Origin of the sequence: Bacillus sp. JJ1562 (assembly GCF_036962705.1) — a bacterium.
Lineage (GTDB): Bacteria > Bacillota > Bacilli > Bacillales > Bacillaceae_L > Ferdinandcohnia.
Genome location: NZ_JBALOQ010000022.1, coordinates 198,681 through 218,466, shown reverse-complemented (window position 1 = coordinate 218,466; position 19,786 = coordinate 198,681). Strand labels below are relative to the sequence as shown.

The 19,786-nt window shown below is 36.1% G+C and carries 20 protein-coding genes; 15 read left to right on the top strand and 5 right to left on the bottom strand.

Going from position 1 to position 19,786, the window contains the following annotated elements:
• Positions 1–127: 127 nt before the first annotated feature.
• A complete protein-coding gene (locus V7097_RS15265; protein WP_335704488.1) occupies positions 128–2,113 on the top strand; it encodes a DUF4179 domain-containing protein in 1,986 nt (661 codons plus the stop codon).
• A gap of 28 nt (positions 2,114–2,141) precedes the next feature.
• Here V7097_RS15265 and mntR read toward each other — a convergent pair whose 3' ends face one another.
• Positions 2,142–2,558, bottom strand: a complete 417-nt coding sequence (gene mntR, locus V7097_RS15260; protein WP_335704550.1) for a transcriptional regulator MntR — start codon at positions 2,556–2,558, stop codon at positions 2,142–2,144.
• A gap of 65 nt (positions 2,559–2,623) precedes the next feature.
• Positions 2,624–3,580 (bottom strand): hypothetical protein, encoded by a 957-nt coding sequence (locus tag V7097_RS15255; RefSeq protein ID WP_335704487.1) that lies wholly within the window; start codon positions 3,578–3,580, stop codon positions 2,624–2,626.
• Positions 3,581–3,705: 125 nt separating this feature from the next.
• On the opposite strand from V7097_RS15255, the gene V7097_RS15250 reads away from it, so the two are divergent.
• From V7097_RS15250 to dacB, 5 genes are all read left to right on the top strand, one after another.
• Positions 3,706–4,449, top strand: coding sequence for an SDR family NAD(P)-dependent oxidoreductase (locus V7097_RS15250; RefSeq protein ID WP_438824241.1), 744 nt, complete (start codon positions 3,706–3,708; stop codon positions 4,447–4,449).
• Between the two features lie 23 nt (positions 4,450–4,472).
• A complete protein-coding gene (locus V7097_RS15245; protein WP_335704485.1) occupies positions 4,473–5,240 on the top strand; it encodes an exodeoxyribonuclease III in 768 nt (255 codons plus the stop codon).
• 84 nt (positions 5,241–5,324) lie between these two features.
• A complete protein-coding gene (locus V7097_RS15240) occupies positions 5,325–5,939 on the top strand; it encodes a DedA family protein (RefSeq protein ID WP_335704484.1) in 615 nt (204 codons plus the stop codon).
• A gap of 25 nt (positions 5,940–5,964) precedes the next feature.
• A complete protein-coding gene (locus V7097_RS15235; protein WP_335704483.1) occupies positions 5,965–6,795 on the top strand; it encodes an undecaprenyl-diphosphate phosphatase in 831 nt (276 codons plus the stop codon).
• 192 nt (positions 6,796–6,987) lie between these two features.
• Positions 6,988–8,415, top strand: coding sequence for a D-alanyl-D-alanine carboxypeptidase/D-alanyl-D-alanine endopeptidase (gene dacB / locus V7097_RS15230; RefSeq protein WP_335704482.1), 1,428 nt, complete (start codon positions 6,988–6,990; stop codon positions 8,413–8,415).
• Between the two features lie 34 nt (positions 8,416–8,449).
• Here dacB and V7097_RS15225 read toward each other — a convergent pair whose 3' ends face one another.
• Positions 8,450–8,983 (bottom strand): YceI family protein, encoded by a 534-nt coding sequence (locus V7097_RS15225; RefSeq protein WP_335704481.1) that lies wholly within the window; start codon positions 8,981–8,983, stop codon positions 8,450–8,452.
• A 234-nt stretch (positions 8,984–9,217) separates the two neighbouring features.
• Here V7097_RS15225 and V7097_RS15220 point away from each other — a divergent pair, with 234 nt between their 5' ends.
• The 4 genes from V7097_RS15220 (at position 9,218) to V7097_RS15205 (ending at position 14,043) form a co-directional block, all read left to right on the top strand.
• The gene (locus V7097_RS15220) at positions 9,218–10,555 is read left to right on the top strand and encodes a hemolysin family protein (protein ID WP_335704480.1); all 1,338 of its coding nucleotides are present in this window, start codon (positions 9,218–9,220) and stop codon (positions 10,553–10,555) included.
• A 655-nt stretch (positions 10,556–11,210) separates the two neighbouring features.
• Positions 11,211–12,224: an ABC transporter substrate-binding protein gene (locus V7097_RS15215; protein WP_335704479.1), complete on the top strand. Its 1,014-nt coding sequence runs from the start codon at positions 11,211–11,213 to the stop codon at positions 12,222–12,224.
• Between the two features lie 18 nt (positions 12,225–12,242).
• A complete protein-coding gene (locus V7097_RS15210; protein ID WP_335704478.1) occupies positions 12,243–13,274 on the top strand; it encodes an ABC transporter permease in 1,032 nt (343 codons plus the stop codon).
• Positions 13,249–14,043 (top strand): ABC transporter ATP-binding protein, encoded by a 795-nt coding sequence (locus V7097_RS15205; protein ID WP_335704477.1) that lies wholly within the window; start codon positions 13,249–13,251, stop codon positions 14,041–14,043. Before V7097_RS15210 ends, V7097_RS15205 begins: the two co-directional genes overlap by 26 nt.
• A gap of 39 nt (positions 14,044–14,082) precedes the next feature.
• Here the strand turns inward: V7097_RS15205 and V7097_RS15200 are convergent, their stop codons facing one another.
• Positions 14,083–14,280, bottom strand: a complete 198-nt coding sequence (locus V7097_RS15200; protein WP_335704476.1) for a hypothetical protein — start codon at positions 14,278–14,280, stop codon at positions 14,083–14,085.
• 182 nt (positions 14,281–14,462) lie between these two features.
• On the opposite strand from V7097_RS15200, the gene V7097_RS15195 reads away from it, so the two are divergent.
• Both V7097_RS15195 and V7097_RS15190 read left to right on the top strand, forming a co-directional pair.
• The gene (locus tag V7097_RS15195) at positions 14,463–14,756 is read left to right on the top strand and encodes a DUF6509 family protein (protein WP_335704475.1); all 294 of its coding nucleotides are present in this window, start codon (positions 14,463–14,465) and stop codon (positions 14,754–14,756) included.
• 88 nt (positions 14,757–14,844) lie between these two features.
• Positions 14,845–15,777, top strand: coding sequence for a manganese-dependent inorganic pyrophosphatase (locus V7097_RS15190; RefSeq protein WP_335704474.1), 933 nt, complete (start codon positions 14,845–14,847; stop codon positions 15,775–15,777).
• 49 nt (positions 15,778–15,826) lie between these two features.
• On the opposite strand, the gene V7097_RS15185 is transcribed toward V7097_RS15190, so the two are convergent.
• A complete protein-coding gene (locus tag V7097_RS15185) occupies positions 15,827–16,417 on the bottom strand; it encodes a guanylate kinase (protein WP_335704473.1) in 591 nt (196 codons plus the stop codon).
• 309 nt (positions 16,418–16,726) lie between these two features.
• On the opposite strand from V7097_RS15185, the gene V7097_RS15180 reads away from it, so the two are divergent.
• The 3 genes from V7097_RS15180 to V7097_RS15170 all read left to right on the top strand — a co-directional run bounded on the left by V7097_RS15180 (position 16,727) and on the right by V7097_RS15170 (position 19,748).
• A complete protein-coding gene (locus V7097_RS15180) occupies positions 16,727–17,764 on the top strand; it encodes a fatty acid desaturase (RefSeq protein ID WP_335704472.1) in 1,038 nt (345 codons plus the stop codon).
• Between the two features lie 254 nt (positions 17,765–18,018).
• Positions 18,019–19,152, top strand: coding sequence for a sensor histidine kinase (locus V7097_RS15175; protein WP_335704471.1), 1,134 nt, complete (start codon positions 18,019–18,021; stop codon positions 19,150–19,152).
• Positions 19,149–19,748 (top strand): response regulator transcription factor, encoded by a 600-nt coding sequence (locus V7097_RS15170; RefSeq protein ID WP_335704470.1) that lies wholly within the window; start codon positions 19,149–19,151, stop codon positions 19,746–19,748. Before V7097_RS15175 ends, V7097_RS15170 begins: the two co-directional genes overlap by 4 nt.
• Positions 19,749–19,786 lie beyond the last annotated feature (38 nt).

The following is a 19,786-nucleotide window of genomic DNA, read 5'->3' as shown; positions in this document are numbered from 1 at the left end:
GTAAGATCAAAGACTAAAAACGCCACATCCTGTGGCAACGTCTTTATGACCCACTTCCTGTGGGCCTAAAAATCGGGCACAAATACGCCAATGCGTACTTGATCAAAGAAGGGGAGAGACATAAATTGTGATCATAGCGGAAACAGATCCCGTTTTAATAAAAATGATACGAGAAAGAGACATGGAAGCCATAATCAATTGGTTCGAACAACGGAAAGACGGCTTTTACAAACTTGCATGGACATATCTGGAAAACCTAATGGACATTCAAGATGTTTTTTACCATGTCATGCTAAGAGTGCAGACTGACATTCGAAAACAAAAAAAGAATCATGACTTTGATAAATGGGTAATTTCTCTTTTCGTGGAGGAATGTAAAAAAAGGAGATTAATAGAAGATTTAGATGATACACTCGTTTTAACATATGTACTTGGGCTTTCGCAACAAGAGATTGCTGTAATCCTTGAAATCTCAGTTGAATCAGTAAAAGATCGACTTTATAAAGAAATTCTGAGTTTAAGCGGTGCTGAGGGAGCTCACTACCAAGAAAAATTTATTGATTATTTAAGTCGGTCATTAGACCGTTCAGAAAAAATTGAACTTGAAATACATTTACATACATGCCCAACCTGTCAAAAAAGTCTAGCAGACTTTCAGAATACCATTTACTCCCTCATCGATGGTGCTGAAGCGATAGTAGTACCTCAAGAGTATTTGGATCAAGTAATCACAGAATTAATGAAGATAGAGGAAAATAAGAGAAAAAAGAAAAAGAAACGGACTACCATTGGAGTTGGAGTTGCTTCTTCACTCTTTTTACTCCTCTTAATTGGCTATGTAACAAATGGTTTTGCGTACATGTATTATTCCTGGTTAGATTGGCGTGACAAGGAGGATGAGCAGTTACTGGCCTATTTAAAGAATGGCATAGGAGAGCCTCTCAATCTTGTCAAAGAGTCCAATGGAATTAAAATTACAATAAAAAGCGCGATTGGCGATGAATTTCAAACTCTGATTTATTATGAAGTTGAAAACCTAAAAGGCGAAGAACAATATGGAATTAATTTTTGGAATGGTGTCTTTGTAGAAGATGAAGTGAAAATTTTCGACCAATTGGCTGTTCCAATCAACCACCTACCAGTCAACCCGCTAGAAAGTGAAGAGGATATTTTTAAAGGGACTATTAGTTTATTACCTATATCATCTAATACAGAAACCATAAAATTGAATATAGCGAAACTACAAAAGATGGAAAAAGACGCTGGAAAAATGGGATGGATAGATTTTTATGGAGATGGCGCATTTGCCTCAGGAGAATGGAATTTTGAGATTCCTGTAAAAAAGCAAGCTTCAATAGAACATGCTGTCGAGAAAACATTTACAGTTGATGGGCTTCTAATAGAGGCTGAGAAGCTGATTATGGCACCAACTGTCACCATTCTTCAATATCGATATCAACCATATTCAAATGATAAAAGTATTAATGAACTGTTTATTGAAGGAATCAAAACGAAGGAAAAGACTGCAAAACCTGCCGTTTTTGGATGGAATTTTCCAGTAGAAGGTAGTAGCCGTGAATATGTTACGTACCAATCAGCTTTTGATCCTCTCTATTTTGATGATCCAAAAGAGGTTAATCTTCATTTAAGCTCAATGTCCTATTTTCAGAGTGATTTTTACAATGTGGATATTGATATGAATCAACCATTTCCACAAACCTTTGAATATCTCGGTAGCAAGATTTCAATCGACAAGGTTGAACTTGGAACACCAACGAAAATTGAACTAACAGCTGAAATGGTAGAAGGACGAAAATTTGAATCACTTCATTTTGGTATACTAGGTCAAAATGATTCTTTGGCAATGTCAATGGGAATTTCGAATATTGAGGGGATATTGGTTGATCGAAATGGAAAAATATATGACTGGGACGAGTATGATTATTACGCGAATATCGACATGGTTAATAAACCACGCCATTACGATACGAAAATGTTTATCGAGGTTCTTAGTGAAGTGACTGATGAAGAAATGATTCCCAGTCAATTGGAAATTCATGGCTACCAGGGTACAACATATTTAGATGAAGTGATAAAATTAAAGCTTAAATAAAAAAGCTCAGAATTTGATCTGAGCTTTTTTACATCTTGTCTTTTCGAAATTGTAGGTAATCTTTCTTAGCAGAAGAATTTTCTTCAAAAAAGTCAATTAAGGTCGTCAAACAAAGAGAGGTTTCCTTGCTGATGTAATGTTCGAGTTTCTCTACTTCTTCATAAATGTTTTTATCTTGTACGCCGATCATTTTTAAAAAGTCCTCTAGCATTTCATGCTTTTCGACTAGCTTTTTTGCGACTGTTGTTCCTTTATCGGTAAGCACAAAGCCTCTATATTTTTCGTATATACCAAAGCCTTCCTCGTCCAATTTTTGCATCATCTTTGTGACGGAAGAAGGGAGGACATTTAATGAAGAAGCAATGTCTACGCTTCGGGCGTAGCCTTTTTGCTGAATGGATAAATAAATTTTTTCTAAATAATCTTCCATACTCGGTGTCGGGATCGTCATTACCGCCTTTCCAAAAACATCTTCTCTTATTATATAATGAAACGCGGTCAATTTTCTATCTAATCCTGCAAATGTAGTCGTATATCCTCTGTTTGATAACCAATGGACGTATTTAAATCAAGAACATCTAGAGAAACAACATCATTTTCGAACAAATTTATATCTGAAAAAGTAATTAAACCACTTTTGTCCTCTGTAATTTTATATACTTCGTAGTCTCCTAGATTTAACCGATAAGCGACGTCCTTCTTTTTCTCTACATTAAAAATCAAACTCTCGTTAGTTATGTCAGTTAGTTCAGGTGTTTTCAGGGTCCGGTTCTTATCAATTTTAATACCTGTTTCTTGCTGAAGGAATTGTTGTAGTTCTTCATTACCAAGTACATTATCAATATTCTGGTTCTCATGCTGTGTACGCATATAAAATGCTTCGTTCGAATAGACATCTTCTCGCTCTGTCTTATCAGTTGCCCCGTATAACAACACATAATCATCCGCAAATATTTCCTGTGGATGCCATTCATGTGCAGAAATGGAGTAATTAAAAAATGAATTCCATTGTACAGGCATATGATCTAACCCTCTTAGTTTCGCCCATTTTGAAAATGGAAAATGGTGAGAAGGAAAATAATAATAGGCAAAATGATGACCGTATTCATGTGACAATGTATCCCGATATTCTCGTGGACTTGAATGTTCATTTCCATTATAGAGGGTAATGCTAGTAATAAAAGGGTGATAGATTCCAGTAATCATACTATTTGAAGGTGACGGACCACCTATTACTCGAACTTCCTGCAAAAGGGTGATTTCTTCACCATGTTTATTTTTTATTAATTCTCTATATAAATCTTCTAATTGTGGTTCATTCCAATTTTGTGAGTAGCTTAGGAAAAGAATACCCTCTGGAGATTCATATTTGGCATAATATGAAGAGTCATACGTAATTGGATCTAAGCTTAATAAAATCGGAAGACTACATAACAATAACAAAAAAGCGATGACTTTTTTTCCCATGTTTGTTCTCACTCCCATAAGTCATTTTATCATTCTTCCATTCACTGAATCTCTGTTTTATTTTGCCAGATTGTATTCGTCGATTATAATGGGAAAGGGAACTTAAAATTTAGTAATTTAGGTTGGTGAAGATAATGAATCGTGTTGTAATCGTTACGGGAGCGGCAAATGGAATTGGAAAAGGGATTGCAAAAGCTTATGCGGAAATTGGAGCAATAGTTGTATTAGCAGATATGGATGTTGAAACTGGAATAAAGCTTTCAAGTGAACTTAATGAAAAAGGTGCGGAAGTTATTTTTATCAAAACAGATGTAAGAAACGAACAGGATATCCTTCAATTGGTAAACCAAACCTATCAAACATATGGTAAAATTGATATTTTAATAAACAACGCTGGGAAAAATCTATTCAGATCACCATTCGATGTAACAGTAGAAGAATGGGACGATGTGATAAATACCAATTTGCGAAGTGTCTTCTTATGTTCGAGGGAAGCAGCGAAATTTATGAAGAAATCTGGCGGTTCGATCATCAATATTGCATCAACTAGAGCGATCATGTCTGAGCCCCATTCAGAAGGCTATGCAGTAACAAAGGGCGGAATCGTTGCGATTACTCATGCGCTTGCTGCTTCATTTTCAGAATATCAGATTACGGTAAATGCAATCTCACCAGGTTGGATTGAAACTGGTAAATATGAGGATCTTCGTGAAATTGATCACGAACAGCATTTTTCAAAGCGAGTCGGAAAACCAGCTGACATTGCAAATGCATGTCTCTATTTAACCGATCCGAAAAATAATTTTGTTACTGGAATTAATCTTGTTGTAGATGGCGGAATGACTAAGAAAATGATATATGAGGAGTAACATAGAGAGGAAGCTTTAAGATTATGAAACTTGTATCTTGGAATGTTAATGGATTAAGAGCTTGTGTCAAAAAAGGTTTTTTAGATTATTTTCACGAAATGAACGCCGATGTATTTTGTGTGCAGGAAACAAAGCTACAGGAAGGTCAAATTGAACTAGACCTTGAAGGCTATCATCAATATTGGAATTATGCACTAAAAAAAGGCTATTCTGGAACTGCTGTTTTTACAAAAGAGAAACCTCTTTCAGTTTCGTATGGTGTTGGTGATGAAGATGAAGAAGCTGAAGGACGAATTCTTACATTAGAATTTGTTGATTTTTATTTAATCAATGTTTACACACCGAATTCACAAAGAGACCTCGCACGGCTCAACTTCCGACTTGACTGGGAAGACCGTATGCGAAATTATCTCATTCATTTAAATGAAAAGAAGCCAATAATCCTTTGTGGCGATTTGAATGTGGCTCATTCGGAGATTGATTTAAAGAATGCGAAATCGAATCGTGGAAATTCCGGCTTCACCGATGAAGAGCGTGGGAAAATGACTGATTTACTAAGCTCAGGTTTCGTTGATTCCTTCAGACATTTTTATCCAGATGTGACTGATCAATATACATGGTGGAGCTATATGCGAAATGTCCGTGAAAAGAATATTGGATGGAGAATTGATTATTTTATTGTTTCGCGAAGCTTGAAGGACCGCTTAAAGGACTCACAAATCCACTCTCACGTAATGGGCAGCGACCATTGCCCAGTCCTTTTGGAAATAAATGAAAAGGGAAATTTTTAAGGAATACTTTAAAGTAGGACAAACATAGATTACAATAAGAATGCTATCGATTTAGTGATAATAGCATTTTATTTGGAGGTAAAAATGGATAATTGGATTACGGATTTTATGGACCAATTTGGGTATTTTGGAATTTTTCTATTGATTGCACTAGAAAATTTATTCCCACCCATTCCATCTGAGGTCATCTTAACTGCAGGTGGATTTATGACTACAATAACAAAATTAACTGTGACAGGTGTAATCATCGCTGCAACCATTGGTTCAGTTGTAGGTGCGATTATTCTTTACGGAATCGGCCGCATACTTGATGTTGAGCGATTAGAGAAAATTGTTGACCGCTATGGCCGCATATTACGAGTTACTAAAGAGGATATCCATAAAGCAGATGCTTGGTTTGATAAATATGGATACTGGACTGTATTTTTCTGCCGAATGGTTCCGTTAATTAGAAGCTTGATATCCATTCCAGCTGGGATGTCCAATATGAATTTTTGGATGTTCATTTTATTTACAACACTTGGAACATTAATCTGGAATGTGATTCTTGTGATGCTAGGAGCTGCTTTTGGTGAATCATGGGACACAATTGTTCACTACATGGACATTTACTCCAATATTACGTATGCATTAATCGCATTAGCGGGAATAGGATTTCTTGTTATATTCTTCACCAAGAGAAGATCTAAAACGAGATAATTAAAAAAGGAGTATACTAATTCTAATGGAAATTATTGAAATTATAAAAGCGATTATTTTAGGACTAGTTGAGGGGCTTACAGAATTTGCGCCAGTTTCCTCAACCGGTCACATGATTATTGTCGATGATATGTGGCTAAAAACTGAGGAGTTTCTCGGGAAGTACCCAGCTAACACATTTAAGGTTGTCATCCAACTTGGCTCTATTTTAGCCGTTGTTGTTGTTTTTAAAGACAGGTTTATTGATTTATTAGGACTAAATCGAAAAAATAAAATAGTTCCAGTTGGGGCAAAGAATTTACGTTTGACTCATATTATTGTTGGTTTAATTCCTGCAGGAGTTCTTGGTGTATTATTTGAGGACATAATTGATGATTATTTATTCACAACGGAAACGGTTTTAATTGGACTGGTAATTGGTGCAATATTAATGATTATTGCTGACCGATACAGTAAAAACCATCCAAATATTCAAACAGTTGATCAAATTACTTATAAACAAGCCTTAACAGTAGGACTGATTCAATGTTTGTCACTATGGCCAGGATTTTCACGTTCAGGTGCAACCATTTCAGGTGGAGTTCTTGTCGGATTAAGCCATAGAGCAGCAGCAGATTTTACATTTATCATGGCAGTGCCGATTATGGCAGGCGCAAGTGGAATCTCACTTCTTAAAAACTTAGAATATTTCTCTATGGACGCACTTCCAGTATTTATTGCGGGATTCATTAGTGCATTCGTATTCGCTCTTATTTCAATTCGATTCTTCTTACGACTAATCGATAAAATTAAGCTATTACCATTTGCGATATACCGAATCGTACTAGCAGCTGTAATTTACTTTGTATTTTTATAAGTCGAAAGCATCTCCTATGGGATGCTTTTTTTCATGGTATAAAATTCTGCTCGCTCTTCATATTACGCGACATTTTGTGTAAAATATGGTAATGGTTCCAAACTTATACAAAAGTACTAGAAGAGGGGGAGATCAATTATTAGATCTCTAAAATATTTACTATTTGCGATTCCACTGCTACTTGTCACAATCATGCCATCCATCCACCCACAACAAGAAAAAGCAAATGCAAATGCAATCCAAAATCAAGTGCTCGGGCAGCTGAATCAGCTCGTCATGAATGAACCTAACTTAAAAGGAGCAATCGCTGGGATAAGTATAAGATTCGCAAAAACCGGAGAAATCCTGTATCAACACGCTGGCGATGTCAGACTGAGACCTGCATCAAATTTAAAGCTTATAACGGCTGCATCAGCTTTGTCGGCCCTTGGTGAAAAATATCAGTTTTCAACCGAAATCCTCACTGATGGAAAACTTGAAGGAAACAAACTAACAGGAAATCTTTATCTGAAGGGAAAAGGAGATCCCACATTGCTTCAGGAAGACTTGGATTTACTCGCGAAAAAAATTAAGCAATCTGGAGTCGATGTGATTTTCGGAAATTTGATTGCTGATGATACCTGGTATGATGATGAGCGGTACTCAATTGATTTAACCTGGAGCGATGAAACCTATTATTATGGTTCAGCAGTTTCAGGATTGACTGCATCCCCGAATAAGGATTATGATTCCGGCACTTTAATTGTGCAAGTATCACCTGGGAAGAAAGAGGGGGCCAAAGCCGAAATTTCTCTACAACCATCGAGTAATTACATAAAAGTCATCAATAACACAAAAACAGTTCAAAAAGAAGAAAAGAAAGACATAGATATCATTCGCAAGCATGGTGAGAATGTCATAACGATTGAGGGAACAATCCCAGTTAATGCAAAATCAATTCAAGAATGGATGACTGTCTGGGAACCTACAGGCTATGCGCTGGATTTATTTAAGCAATCACTAGCTAAACAAGGAATCCATGTGATTGGAACGGAAGGAATCGCTAAAACACCCGATAACGCAGCACTACTTGTAACAGACACATCTATCCCACTAAATGAACTCCTTGTTCCTTTTATGAAACTAAGCAACAATGGGCATGGGGAAACATTAGTAAAGGAGATGGGACGTGTCCGTTATGGAGAGGGTAGCTGGGAAAAAGGGATTAATGTCGTTAAAGAAGAGCTTCGAAAAATAGGTGTTGACCCAAGTAGTATGGTAATTAGGGACGGTTCAGGAATTTCGCACGTGAATTTGGTATCTGCTAACGATATCTCAAAGCTGCTCTATTCCGCCCAAACCCAAACTTGGTTTCCATCGTTTTTACACTCATTACCGGTAGCAGGAAACAGTGAACGTCTTGTTGGTGGGTCTTTACGAAATCGATTGAAAAATCCAGAGATGGCAGGGAAGATCATTGCAAAAACAGGAACGATCACAACAGTAAGTTCATTATCAGGTTATATGAAAACAAGAGGTGGGGATGACCTGATCTTTTCAATCCTGTTAAATAACCTAATGAACGACGCCCACGGAAAACCAATTGAGGATAAAATCGTTACATTATTATACCAATATTAAAAAGCAGGCCATGGCCTGCTTTTTGCATTGTATTTTATTCAGCTTTTCCAGCTTCGATTTCAATTGAAATTTTCACTTGGTCCCCAACTAGAACGCCACCAGTTTCAAGTGCTGCATTCCATACCAAGCCATAGTCACTGCGATTGAGGCTACCTGTTGCACTGAAGCCCGCTTTTTCATTTCCCCAAGGATCTTTACCAGCTCCTTCGAATACAACTTGGAAGGTTTCCTTTTTTGTAGTACCTCGAATTGTTAAATCACCAGTTAAATCGTATTCACCATCGTCTGTTTTTACGATAGAAGTTGATTTGAATGTCATTGTTGGATGGTTTTCAACATCAAAGAAGTCACCAGAACGAAGATGGTTGTCACGGTCTGCATTCTTCGTATTGATACTTGTAAGGTCAACCTTGAATTCAATATTTGCTGTTGTTAAGTCCGCTGGATCTGCTTCAATTGTTGCTTCAAAGCTTTCGAAAGAACCTTTTACCTTTGCAATCATCATGTGTTTGACAGAAAAATCAATACTACTGTGTGATGCATCTACTGCCCATTTTGTGTTTGCCATTCCAATTCTCCCCCAAAAATATTATTTTAATATCATTTATCTCGAATTCAAGATAAATTACCTTAAGATAAATTATAAAACCGACTAATCTTATTGTCAATATTAAATTTACTCATTTGAAGCGTAAAAAATGCTTCAAATTGAAACTCGTAGTAAAATAAGCATAATGAATGTAATAGAAGGGGAATTTAAGAAAATAATGTTCGTTGTTTGTGATCATTGGAGGTATTCAATATGGTTGTTGAAATTTTAATCCTTGTCGTTTTGATATTACTGAATTCATTTTTTGCGGCTTCTGAAATGGCATTGGTTTCACTAAATGATAATAAAGTAAAAATGATGGCTGACAGTGGAGACAAAAAAGCAATTTTGGTACATAGACTTCTTTCAAATCCAAGTGGTTTTTTGGCCACAATTCAAATTGGAATCACATTAGCAGGATTTTTAGCAAGTGCCTTTGCAGCTGGAAGCTTTGCAACTTATTTAACAGCTTGGTTAACGGATATTGGTGTTCCTATTGCACCAGCTCTCCTGGACACTATTTCTGTAATTGTAATAACACTCATTTTATCCTACTTCACATTAGTAATAGGAGAACTTGTACCGAAAAGACTTGCATTACAAAAAGCAGAAGCAATCTCATTAAATGCGGCTAGGCCATTAACTATTCTTTCGAAGGTAACATCACCCTTTGTAAAGCTACTTACTTTGTCAACGAATGGAATTGTACGTTTATTTGGAGTCGATCCTAATGCCGAAGATGAAAATGTTACAGAAGAAGAAATTCGAATGATGGTTGATGTAGGTAAAGAAAGAGGCACGATACAAGAGTCAGAAAAAATCATGATAAATAATATTTTTGAATTTGATAATAAAACCGTATCAGACATTATGACACATCGTACGAATATTATTGCAATCCCACTTGATTACACATTAAAAGAAATCATTAATCTTGTGACAGTCGAAAAATACACACGCTTTCCGGTTTATGATGAAAGCATTGACCAGATTGTTGGAATCTTACATTCAAAAGAATTGATTAAATTCGTTGATGATTGTAATGAAACTCCTTTTAACTTAAAAGACCTACTTAGAGACCCTTATTTTGTTTTAGAATCAAAGCATACAAATGAATTATTTAAGGAACTGCAAAAAAACAATATTCATATGGCCATAGTTATCGATGAATATGGTGGAACAGACGGGATTGTCACAATTGAGGACTTAATCGAAGAAATCGTTGGGAATATTTTTGACGAATACGATGAATACACAATTGAGGACGAGGATTACATCCAGATAGATGAAAATACATACTCCATGGCTGGAACGATCAATTTATATGAGGTAGAATATCTTTTGAAATTTGACTTTCCAACGGATGAATATGACACATTAAGTGGTTTTGTGATTGGTCAATTAGGGTATATTCCTACAGGAGATGTTCATCCAGAAATTCAGTACGAAAATCATACATTCAAAGTAATAGAAATGAATGAAAAACGGATCATGAGAATAAAGGTCATTAAGAATTCTGCTCCGTTAGAAAATGAAGACGAAAAAGATTAACACTGATAATCAGTATCAAATACGATGATTAATAATTGGAGTGAAAGCTTGTTAAAACTGCAACTAAAAAAAACTATAATGAAAAAGGTGTTCCAAGTAAAAGTGGAACACCTTTTTTAGATGAGACCCAAACTATCCAAGAAGACAATAATGATCACAACTGGTACTACATACCGAATTTAAAAGAACCAAGCCTTTAATATAGAAATCGGAACGCTACTGCCAGTTTGCATCTCCTTAAAAAGAGCACTCCTTTTGCAACTACAATAGCGGTGATTAACATAAATGCTAGTTGACCAGTATCACAAGGAATGGATATTAAATTGTTTCTCCAAAATATGCTACGTACTCTGTTTCTACCCCCATTGAAAACTTCATATTGTTTTATTTTTGATAATTAAAATAAAAAAAACGTATTATCACACGAAAACAAAAAACCTTATTTTTCTTTACGAAAAAAATATAACCTGAAATTGTAAAATGTTCAGAAAATTATTGACGCAAAGTGCCTAGAATGATAATATAACGATTAAATAATGACATACACTAACGCTTTTTTGTTTTATCGAGACACAGTGAAAATGTATGAATATTATTATTCTAGTAAAACAATAAACACTAGAATATATAAAAAAAGGATAACGGGGGGATATGTGTGAAAGGTTCAAGTAAAATTGTAGGAGTGTTATTGGCTGGCTTCCTTGCTTTAGCAGGATGCGGTAATTCTGATGACACTTCAGGTGATGCTGGTAGCAGCAATGAAAAAGATCAAGTGGTAGTAGGTATTACACAATATGCACCACATACTTCATTAGATGCTGCGACAGAGGGCTTCATAAAAGCATTAGAGGATGAAGGTTTTAAGGAAGGCGAAAATTTGAAAATTGATTCCCAAAATGCACAGGGCGAACAAAGTAATACTGCAACAATTGCTCAAAACTTTGTTGGTAGCAAAGTGGACTTAATCTTTGCGAACGCAACCCCAAGTGCGATGGCTGCACTTAATGCAACAAGTGACATTCCAATCATTTTCACATCTGTAACAGATCCGGTTGGAGCAGGTTTAGTAGAAGCATTTGATAAGCCAGGTGCTAATATTACTGGTACAACTGATAACCATCCAGATGCTACGAAAACGACAATCAACTTTATCACTAAAGAAATGGGTGCAAAGAAGATTGGTGTTATCTACAACTCTGGGGAACAAAACTCTGTTGTACAGGTTGAGCAAGTGAAAGAATTCGCTGAACAAGATGGTGCGGAATTAGTTGAAGTCTCAGTATCTACAACTGCTGAAGTAAAGCAGGCAGCGGAAAGCTTAGTTGGTCGTGTAGATGCCATCTATATTCCAACGGATAACACTGCAGTTCAGGCTTTAGACACAATTATTGCAGTAGCAAATGAAAAAGATATTCCACTTTTCGTTGGTGAATTAGACTCAATGAAAGCTGGGGGATTTGCAGCAAGTGGATTTGAATACTATGACATTGGATACCAATCCGGACTTATGGCTGCTGCGATTCTAAAAGGTGAGAAAAAGGCTTCTGAAATTCCAGTTGAACTTCCAAACAGCCTACAGCTTTTCATTAACAAACAAGCAGCGGAAGAGCAAGGAATTGAAATAAAACCAGAATGGAAAGATATTGCTGACATCTACGAAGGGGAATAAAAGAAAGGATGATTCAACATGTTTACAGCATTATTTGGGGCATTTGAATCAGGAATCATCTATGCAATCATGGCAATTGGTGTATACCTGTCCTTCCGTATACTAGATTTTCCAGACTTGACGGTTGACGGCAGCTTCGTTACAGGAGCTGCTGTTTCCGCCATTTTGATTACAAATGGAGTAAATCCATTTATTGCAACACTTCTAGCACTTGTTGCTGGATTTATTGCTGGTAGTATTACAGGATTACTACACACAGTTGGTAAAATTAATGCATTACTTTCTGGTATTTTGATGATGATCGCCCTTTATTCAATCAATCTACGAATTATGGGTAAATCAAATGTTTCATTATTAAATATAGATACAACATTTACAAACGTATCTGGTGTATCTGCTTCATCAGGAGTAGATTCCTTTTTCAATACTTTTGTTTCGGCAATTGGTTTAGGTGGTAGCCTGCCTAAAACATGGGGCATTCTTCTCTTTATGATTGTTGTTACTTTTGTGATTAAATTATTAATTGACCTTTTCCTACGAACAGAAATTGGTCTTGCAGTCAGAGCAACTGGAGATAACAAAAAAATGATTTCTAGCTTTTCAGCAAATACAAACCTAATGACAATCCTAGGTTTAGGACTTTCCAATGCACTTGTCGCATTTTCAGGATCGCTCATTGCGCAACAAGGTGGTTTTGCCGATGTTGGAATGGGTATTGGTATGATCGTAATTGGCTTAGCTTCCGTAATTATCGGTGAAGCCCTATTTGGTGCAAAAACAATTGCTAGAGCTACACTTGCCGTAATTGGTGGAGCAATCATTTATCGTATCGTTGTCTCACTAGCGTTACGTGTTGAGTTCCTACAGCCCGGAGATATGAAATTAATAACAGCAATCATCGTTATTATTGCGTTAGTCCTTCCTAAAATTCTTGAAGGAACAAAAGAGAAAAACAGAAGAGTAAAAAGACAACAACAACTTGTTCAAATGAACAGCGCACCTTCAGAAAGAAAGGGTGAGGCAAGTGCTACACTTAAATCAAATTCATAAAATCTTTAATGAAGGTACACCAGATGAAAAGATTGCCCTTGATTGGACGAATTTGCAGTTAAAAGAGGGCGATTTTGTGACTGTCATCGGTAGTAATGGTGCCGGCAAATCTACTTTAATGAATGTGATTTCTGGAGTGCTGATTCCTGATGCTGGTTCAGTTCAAATTGCAGGGAAAGATGTTACATTTCTACCTGAACATAAGCGGGCTAAGTTGATTGGACGTGTCTTCCAGGATCCTATGGCAGGAACCGCACCAAATATGACCATTGAAGAGAACCTAGCAATGGCATATTCACGAAATAAAAAAAGATCACTTCGAAAAGGGGTAACAAAGAAAAGAAAGGATTACTTTAGTGAAGTTCTTGAATCCCTTAATCTAGGTTTAGAGAATCGTCTTTCTGCTAAAGTAGGGTTGTTATCTGGAGGAGAACGTCAAGCACTATCACTTTTAATGGCAACCTTCACAGAACCATCAATTTTGTTACTTGATGAACATACAGCAGCTCTGGATCCAGCTCGTGCTGAATTGATTACGAATTTAACAAAAGAAATCGTAAAAAAATACAATCTAACTACTTTAATGGTCACTCACAATATGCAGCAGGCCCTTGATTTAGGGAACCGTCTTATCATGATGGATAAGGGACAAATTATTTTAGAAGTTGATGAACAGGATAAAGCCAATTTAACTATTGATCAATTGCTAAATGAGTTCCAGCGAATCAGAGGCGCAAAAATGACAAATGACCGTGCTTTGTTATCATAATAAAAAACGGCCGCTTTAACAGGAAGCGGTCGTTTTTTATTATGTAGATTGATTTTCGACAATCTGTTGTTTTTCTCTTTCCATTTCCATCGCAGACACAATATAGGCAAACCCATTTAATACAAAGATGAAAACATTCGATTGCACACGTTCTGTTTCCCCTAAATACGTATTCATCAAGATAATACCGGAGTAAAGTATCACAAAAAATAATGCAATTTTATTCATTATTACCATTCGTCCACAACTCCTTTTCCATCGGGATATATTATTATTCTATTTTTCTATAGGAAGTCCTATGAGTTAATTTGCGTCCAATGCTAAAATTCAAGTAGACAAAGGAAATTTTTTCACACTTATGGAAATAATGTGTATAATAGTTACGGAGCTTATCGTATATGAAGGGTGGAAATAAAACAATGAATATTACCGGATATTCGGTTGAAAAATTAAAGGATCCTACCGGGATTTTAGAGGGTGACCGCTATGAGTTCTTTTTGGATATCGAGATTCCAGAGGATGATGAATTATATTTTGAAAATGGAATTGAACTAAAAGTGATTTTTGCGGTAGATAGCAAGGGTGAGCGAATTGTCCAATATTATTTTTATCAAAAAGGCCATGAAAAAGCGCTTGATTTTGCACTCGAAGAAGATGAAGAAATTGCGGTTAATGAGTTTTGCAAAATGCATTTAGACGAAGAAAATGAATAAATATGTCTAAAATTGTTTAACCAAGATGAATCTTTGTGTAAAATGAGAGAGTACATCATACATATTAAGCAATAAGGAGTCATGCAAAATGGAAAAAGTACTTGTTTTTGGTCATAAGAACCCAGATACTGATACAATTTGTTCAGCAATTGCATATGCAGAGCTAAAAAAGAAACTTGGTATAGATGCTGAGCCTATACGCTTAGGTGAAGTAAACAGTGAAACCCAATATGCATTAAATTATTTTAAAGCTGAAGCACCACGCTTAGTAGAGAATGTAGCAAATGAAGCTCAATCTGTTATATTAGTGGACCACAACGAGCGCCAACAAAGTGCAGACGGACTTGAAAAAGTAAAAATAAAAGAAGTAATCGACCATCACCGAGTTGCCAACTTCGAAACAAGTGATCCGTTGTATTTCCGTGTAGAGCCTGTTGGTTGTACTGCAACTATTCTTAACAAGCTTTATAAAGAAAATAATATTGAAATCACAAAGGAGATTGCTGGCTTAATGCTTTCAGCGATAATCTCTGATTCCCTTTTATTCAAATCACCAACTTGCACTGAAGAAGATGTTCAAGCTGCTCGTGAGTTAGCAGAAATAGCTGGTGTTGACGCTGAAAGCTATGGCCTTGAGATGTTAAAAGCCGGTGCAAATGTCAGCGATAAAACTGCTGAGCAATTGGTTTCATTGGATTCTAAAGAATTCTCAATGAATGGCAGTAAAGTTCAAATTGCGCAAGTAAACGTGGTTGATCCACAGGATGTACTTTCAAGACAAAGCGAGCTTGAAGATGTGATGAATCAACAAATCAATGACAATGGTCTTGATTTATTCTTATTAGTGATTACAGACATTTTAAACAATGACTCGGTAGGACTTGCAGTTGGTGCGAAAACAGCTGCAGTAGAAAAAGCATTTAATGTTACACTGGACAGCAAAACAGCTGCATTAAAAGGCGTTGTTTCTCGTAAGAAACAAGTTGTTCCGGTACTTACGGAAGCATTTAATAATCTCTAATTTAAAATTTAATGCCCCGAGAGGTTATGACCTCCTGGGGCATTATTTATTAGTAATCATCTGCAATTAACTGTCTATCTAAATATGTTTCAATCATTTCACTAATCTGATATGAAACCTGAGGCAGGTCATAGTTTTCATAAACATGCTCACATGAAGTCTTATAGGCCATTGTTTCATCATAATGGTTCATATGCCTTTTAATGTCCTCAGCACTATCCCCGCGTTCCTTCTGTCGTTCATGTACCGTATCGCGATCAGCATACACAAAGATTCGGATCGCTTTATCTCCATACATTTTCTTCAAAAGATCGGCACCTTCAGGGTTAAGTGTTAAGTATACCACCTTATGCTTCTTGAAGATATTTACTATGTCAATTTCACGTATTCCATAAAAATGTCCATCAATATCTACACTTTCGAGAAATTCATTTTGCTGCATCATTTGATGAAAAGTTTCTTTACTTACAAAGTGGTAATCTTCTCCGTTGTTTTCAAAAGGGCGGGGGCTTCGAGTTGTGAATGAGGGAACGGTTTGCATATCAAAAGCTGTAGCAACCATCTTGCCTAATGTCTTTCTACCTGAACCATCAGGACCAGTATAAATGAAAATCCTCTCTTTGTCCTTTAATTTGTACATAGGTTTCCTCCTTCTTGAAAAAGATTTTTTTGTTAAATGCTAGTTGAAATATTCTGTTTTTTAAGTATAGCATAAAATCTGCGTTTTAGCCTATATAGAATGTTATTTTTTTGTGTATTCCAAATTTTCAATACGATATATGACATTTATCATATAAATTACATGACACCTATGTCTAGTGTAAATCTTTTTTCTCCTATAACATTAAAAACGTAGACAACTGTTGGCGATTTGTCAGCACATATTTCCTCATTAAATTTGAAAATCTGATTAAAATATGAAATGAGAATTAAGAAAGGAATCGATTATATGAACAAATTAGATCAACGAAGCTTGCGAAAACAAGTTGCACCATTTGAAAAATCAAACTTAAAAGCTAGTCTGTTTCAGCTTTTCAACACATTAATTCCTTATCTTGGATTATGGGTTCTCGCCTATTATTCATTAAATATTTCCTATATATTGACATTTGTAATTGGTGTTATTGCAGCAGGCTTTCTCGTACGGATGTTTATCATTTTCCATGACTGTTGCCATCACTCATTTTTTAAAAATCGAAAAGCAAATAAAATCATTGGTACCTTTTTTGGGATTTTAACATTATTTCCTTATAGTAAATGGGGACATGACCATTCTGTCCACCATGCAACAAGTTCAAATCTAGATAAACGTGGTACAGGTGATATCTGGGTAATGACCGTTGAAGAATACATGGAAGCATCTACATGGAAGCGTCTTTGCTACAGAATTTATCGAAATCCATTTGTAATGTTTATTTTAGGACCTATCTTTGTATTCTTAATTGAAAATCGTTTTAACCGAAAAAAGGCGAGAAAAAATGAACGTCTCAACACATATATTACCAATCTTGGAATTGTTGGCCTGGCGGCTGTTTTATGTTGGGCAATCGGATGGCAGTCATTTTTAATTGTACAAGGAACGATTTTTATGATTTCAGGGATTGCTGGTGTCTGGTTGTTTTATGTTCAGCATACATTCGAAGATTCCTATTTTGAGGAAGATGAGAATTGGGAATATGTAAAGGCAGCGGTAGAGGGCAGTTCGTTTTATAAGCTTCCAAAACCACTACAATGGTTAACAGGAAATATCGGTTATCATCATGTTCATCACTTAAGCCCACGTGTTCCGAATTACAAGCTTGAAGAGGTGCATAATCAAACAGCTCCACTTAAGCATGTACCAACCATTACGTTAAAAACAAGCTTAAAATCACTTAAATTCCGCTTATGGGATGAAGAAGAAAAAGTGTTTGTAGGCTATGGTAAAATAAAGGAAATGGTTGCAAACCAAAAGAATGTAAAAAAGATTCCCAGCTTAGAAAAATAAGCTGGGTTTTCCTATATCGTTATTCAGCCGGGGGTCGGACCCCAGCTGAATAACGACATAGCCTCCGGCGGAGACATGCGATTTTCAAAGGTAATTTTTCGAACTTAAGACCAAAGACTAAGAACCCCACTTCCTGTGGCAATGTCTTTGTGACCCACATCGTGTGGGCCTGAAAAATCTGGGCGCAAATACGCAAGGCGCATTTGATTATGATATGATACAGAATAAACATGAATAAAATGAGGGTATATCCTATGAAGAAATATTCACTTTTTCAAAAATGGTCGGGGGTCTCACCTTATATATGGGCAGTAATTAGTATCCTGCCGTTTTATTTTATTTTTCAATCGTCATCTACTCCTGAAATAATAGCCGGTCTCATTTTAACGGTTATCTTTTTCATTTCATTGCGTTTTGCCTTTATCTCGAGGAGATGGCCAGTATACTTATGGACTTCAATCTTAATCGGTATTTCATTAACCATGTCGATTCTATTTGCCTTTATATATTTTGCTTTCTATATTGCGTACTACAATGGAAATATCAAAAATCGCGTTGCTTTTTTAACGCTATACATTATACATTTAGTAGCTACAACATTTTCAATTAATTATAATCTTGTCCTGAAAGACGAGGTGTTTCTAACCCAATTACCATTCAACATTATCATTTGGATCAGCGTTATCCTATTACCATTTAATATTTATAATAAAAAGAAACAAGAGAAGCTGGAAGAACAGCTTGAAGATGCAAATAAACGAATTGCAGAGCTAGTAAAACAAGAAGAACGCCAAAGAATTGCGAGGGACCTTCATGATACATTAGGTCAAAGACTTTCAATGATTGGCTTAAAAAGTGATTTAGCTAGGAAACTTATACATAAAGATCCAGAGAAAGCACGTCATGAATTAAAGGATGTGCAGCAAACTGCACGAACAGCTTTGAATGAAGTTCGAAAAATGGTATCCCAAATGCGTGGAATTCGGATCAAGGAAGAAATTGTCCGTGTGAAAGAACTTCTACGTGCTGCTGAAATTGAATTTGAGTTTATTCAAGATCAACCATTAAAGGATGTTTCGTTATTCTACGAAAATATCATCAGCATGTTAATTAAAGAAGCAGTTAATAATGTGGTGAGGCATAGTAAAGCAACTCGTTGTACAATTGAAATTATACAGTTTGAAGAAGAGATTCGTGTAGAGATTAAAGATAATGGTATTGGCACAATTCCAGATAAAGATGTCATCGATGGGCATGGATTACAAGGAATGAGAGAACGTTTAGATTTTGTAAATGGAAGCTTAGAAATTTTAACAAATGATGGAACAACATTAATTATCAATATTCCAAATGTACGTAAACAGGTTGAAGTGGAGGGACTGTTATGATTCGAATTGTGATTGCGGAAGACCAAAGAATGGTTCTAGGCGCATTAGGTTCGCTCTTAAATTTAGAGGACGATATGGAAGTAGTTGGGATGGCAAATAATGGGCAAGAAGCGATTTCACTTGTGATGGAGCTTAAGCCAGATATTTGCATGATGGATATTGAAATGCCACTAAAAACAGGTCTTGAAGCTGCAGAGATGTTAAAAGAAACAGACTGTAACGTGATCATTTTAACGACCTTTGCTCGAACTGGTTATTTTCAACGTGCTCTAAAGGCTGGCGTGAAGGGCTACCTTTTGAAAGATAGCCCGAGCGACGAATTAGCTGATTCAATTCGTAGTGTAATGAGCGGCAAGCGCGTTTATGCACCTGAATTAATGGATGATTTATACGGAGATGAAAATCCATTAACCGAGCGTGAACGTGAAGTACTGGGACTTGTCGCGGATGGAAAAAACACGAATGAAATTGCCGATGAACTACGAATTAAAGCGGGTACTGTCCGTAATTATATTTCTACTATTTTAGATAAGCTTGAAGTAAAAAATCGTATCGAAGCGATCACACAATCAAAAGAAAAAGGATGGTTTAAGTAAGAAGGAACTTAAAATTCTCATTGAAAAATTGATGATTG

Excerpts from the sequence above, each read along its gene's own strand:
- V7097_RS15180 (WP_335704472.1), top strand. The coding sequence starts at position 16,727 with ATGAACAAATTAGATCAACGAAGCTTGCGAAAACAAGTTGCACCATTT.
- V7097_RS15195 (WP_335704475.1), top strand. The coding sequence starts at position 14,463 with ATGAATATTACCGGATATTCGGTTGAAAAATTAAAGGATCCTACCGGG.
- V7097_RS15185 (WP_335704473.1), bottom strand. The coding sequence starts at position 16,417 with ATGTACAAATTAAAGGACAAAGAGAGGATTTTCATTTATACTGGTCCT.
- V7097_RS15245 (WP_335704485.1), top strand. The coding sequence starts at position 4,473 with ATGAAACTTGTATCTTGGAATGTTAATGGATTAAGAGCTTGTGTCAAA.
- V7097_RS15175 (WP_335704471.1), top strand. The coding sequence starts at position 18,019 with ATGAAGAAATATTCACTTTTTCAAAAATGGTCGGGGGTCTCACCTTAT.
- V7097_RS15190 (WP_335704474.1), top strand. The coding sequence starts at position 14,845 with ATGGAAAAAGTACTTGTTTTTGGTCATAAGAACCCAGATACTGATACA.
- V7097_RS15225 (WP_335704481.1), bottom strand. The coding sequence starts at position 8,983 with ATGGCAAACACAAAATGGGCAGTAGATGCATCACACAGTAGTATTGAT.
- V7097_RS15255 (WP_335704487.1), bottom strand. The coding sequence starts at position 3,580 with ATGGGAAAAAAAGTCATCGCTTTTTTGTTATTGTTATGTAGTCTTCCG.
- V7097_RS15220 (WP_335704480.1), top strand. The coding sequence starts at position 9,218 with ATGGTTGTTGAAATTTTAATCCTTGTCGTTTTGATATTACTGAATTCA.
- V7097_RS15235 (WP_335704483.1), top strand. The coding sequence starts at position 5,965 with ATGGAAATTATTGAAATTATAAAAGCGATTATTTTAGGACTAGTTGAG.
- V7097_RS15170 (WP_335704470.1), top strand. The coding sequence starts at position 19,149 with ATGATTCGAATTGTGATTGCGGAAGACCAAAGAATGGTTCTAGGCGCA.
- dacB (WP_335704482.1), top strand. The coding sequence starts at position 6,988 with ATGCCATCCATCCACCCACAACAAGAAAAAGCAAATGCAAATGCAATC.
- V7097_RS15240 (WP_335704484.1), top strand. The coding sequence starts at position 5,325 with ATGGATAATTGGATTACGGATTTTATGGACCAATTTGGGTATTTTGGA.
- V7097_RS15210 (WP_335704478.1), top strand. The coding sequence starts at position 12,243 with ATGTTTACAGCATTATTTGGGGCATTTGAATCAGGAATCATCTATGCA.
- V7097_RS15200 (WP_335704476.1), bottom strand. The coding sequence starts at position 14,280 with ATGGTAATAATGAATAAAATTGCATTATTTTTTGTGATACTTTACTCC.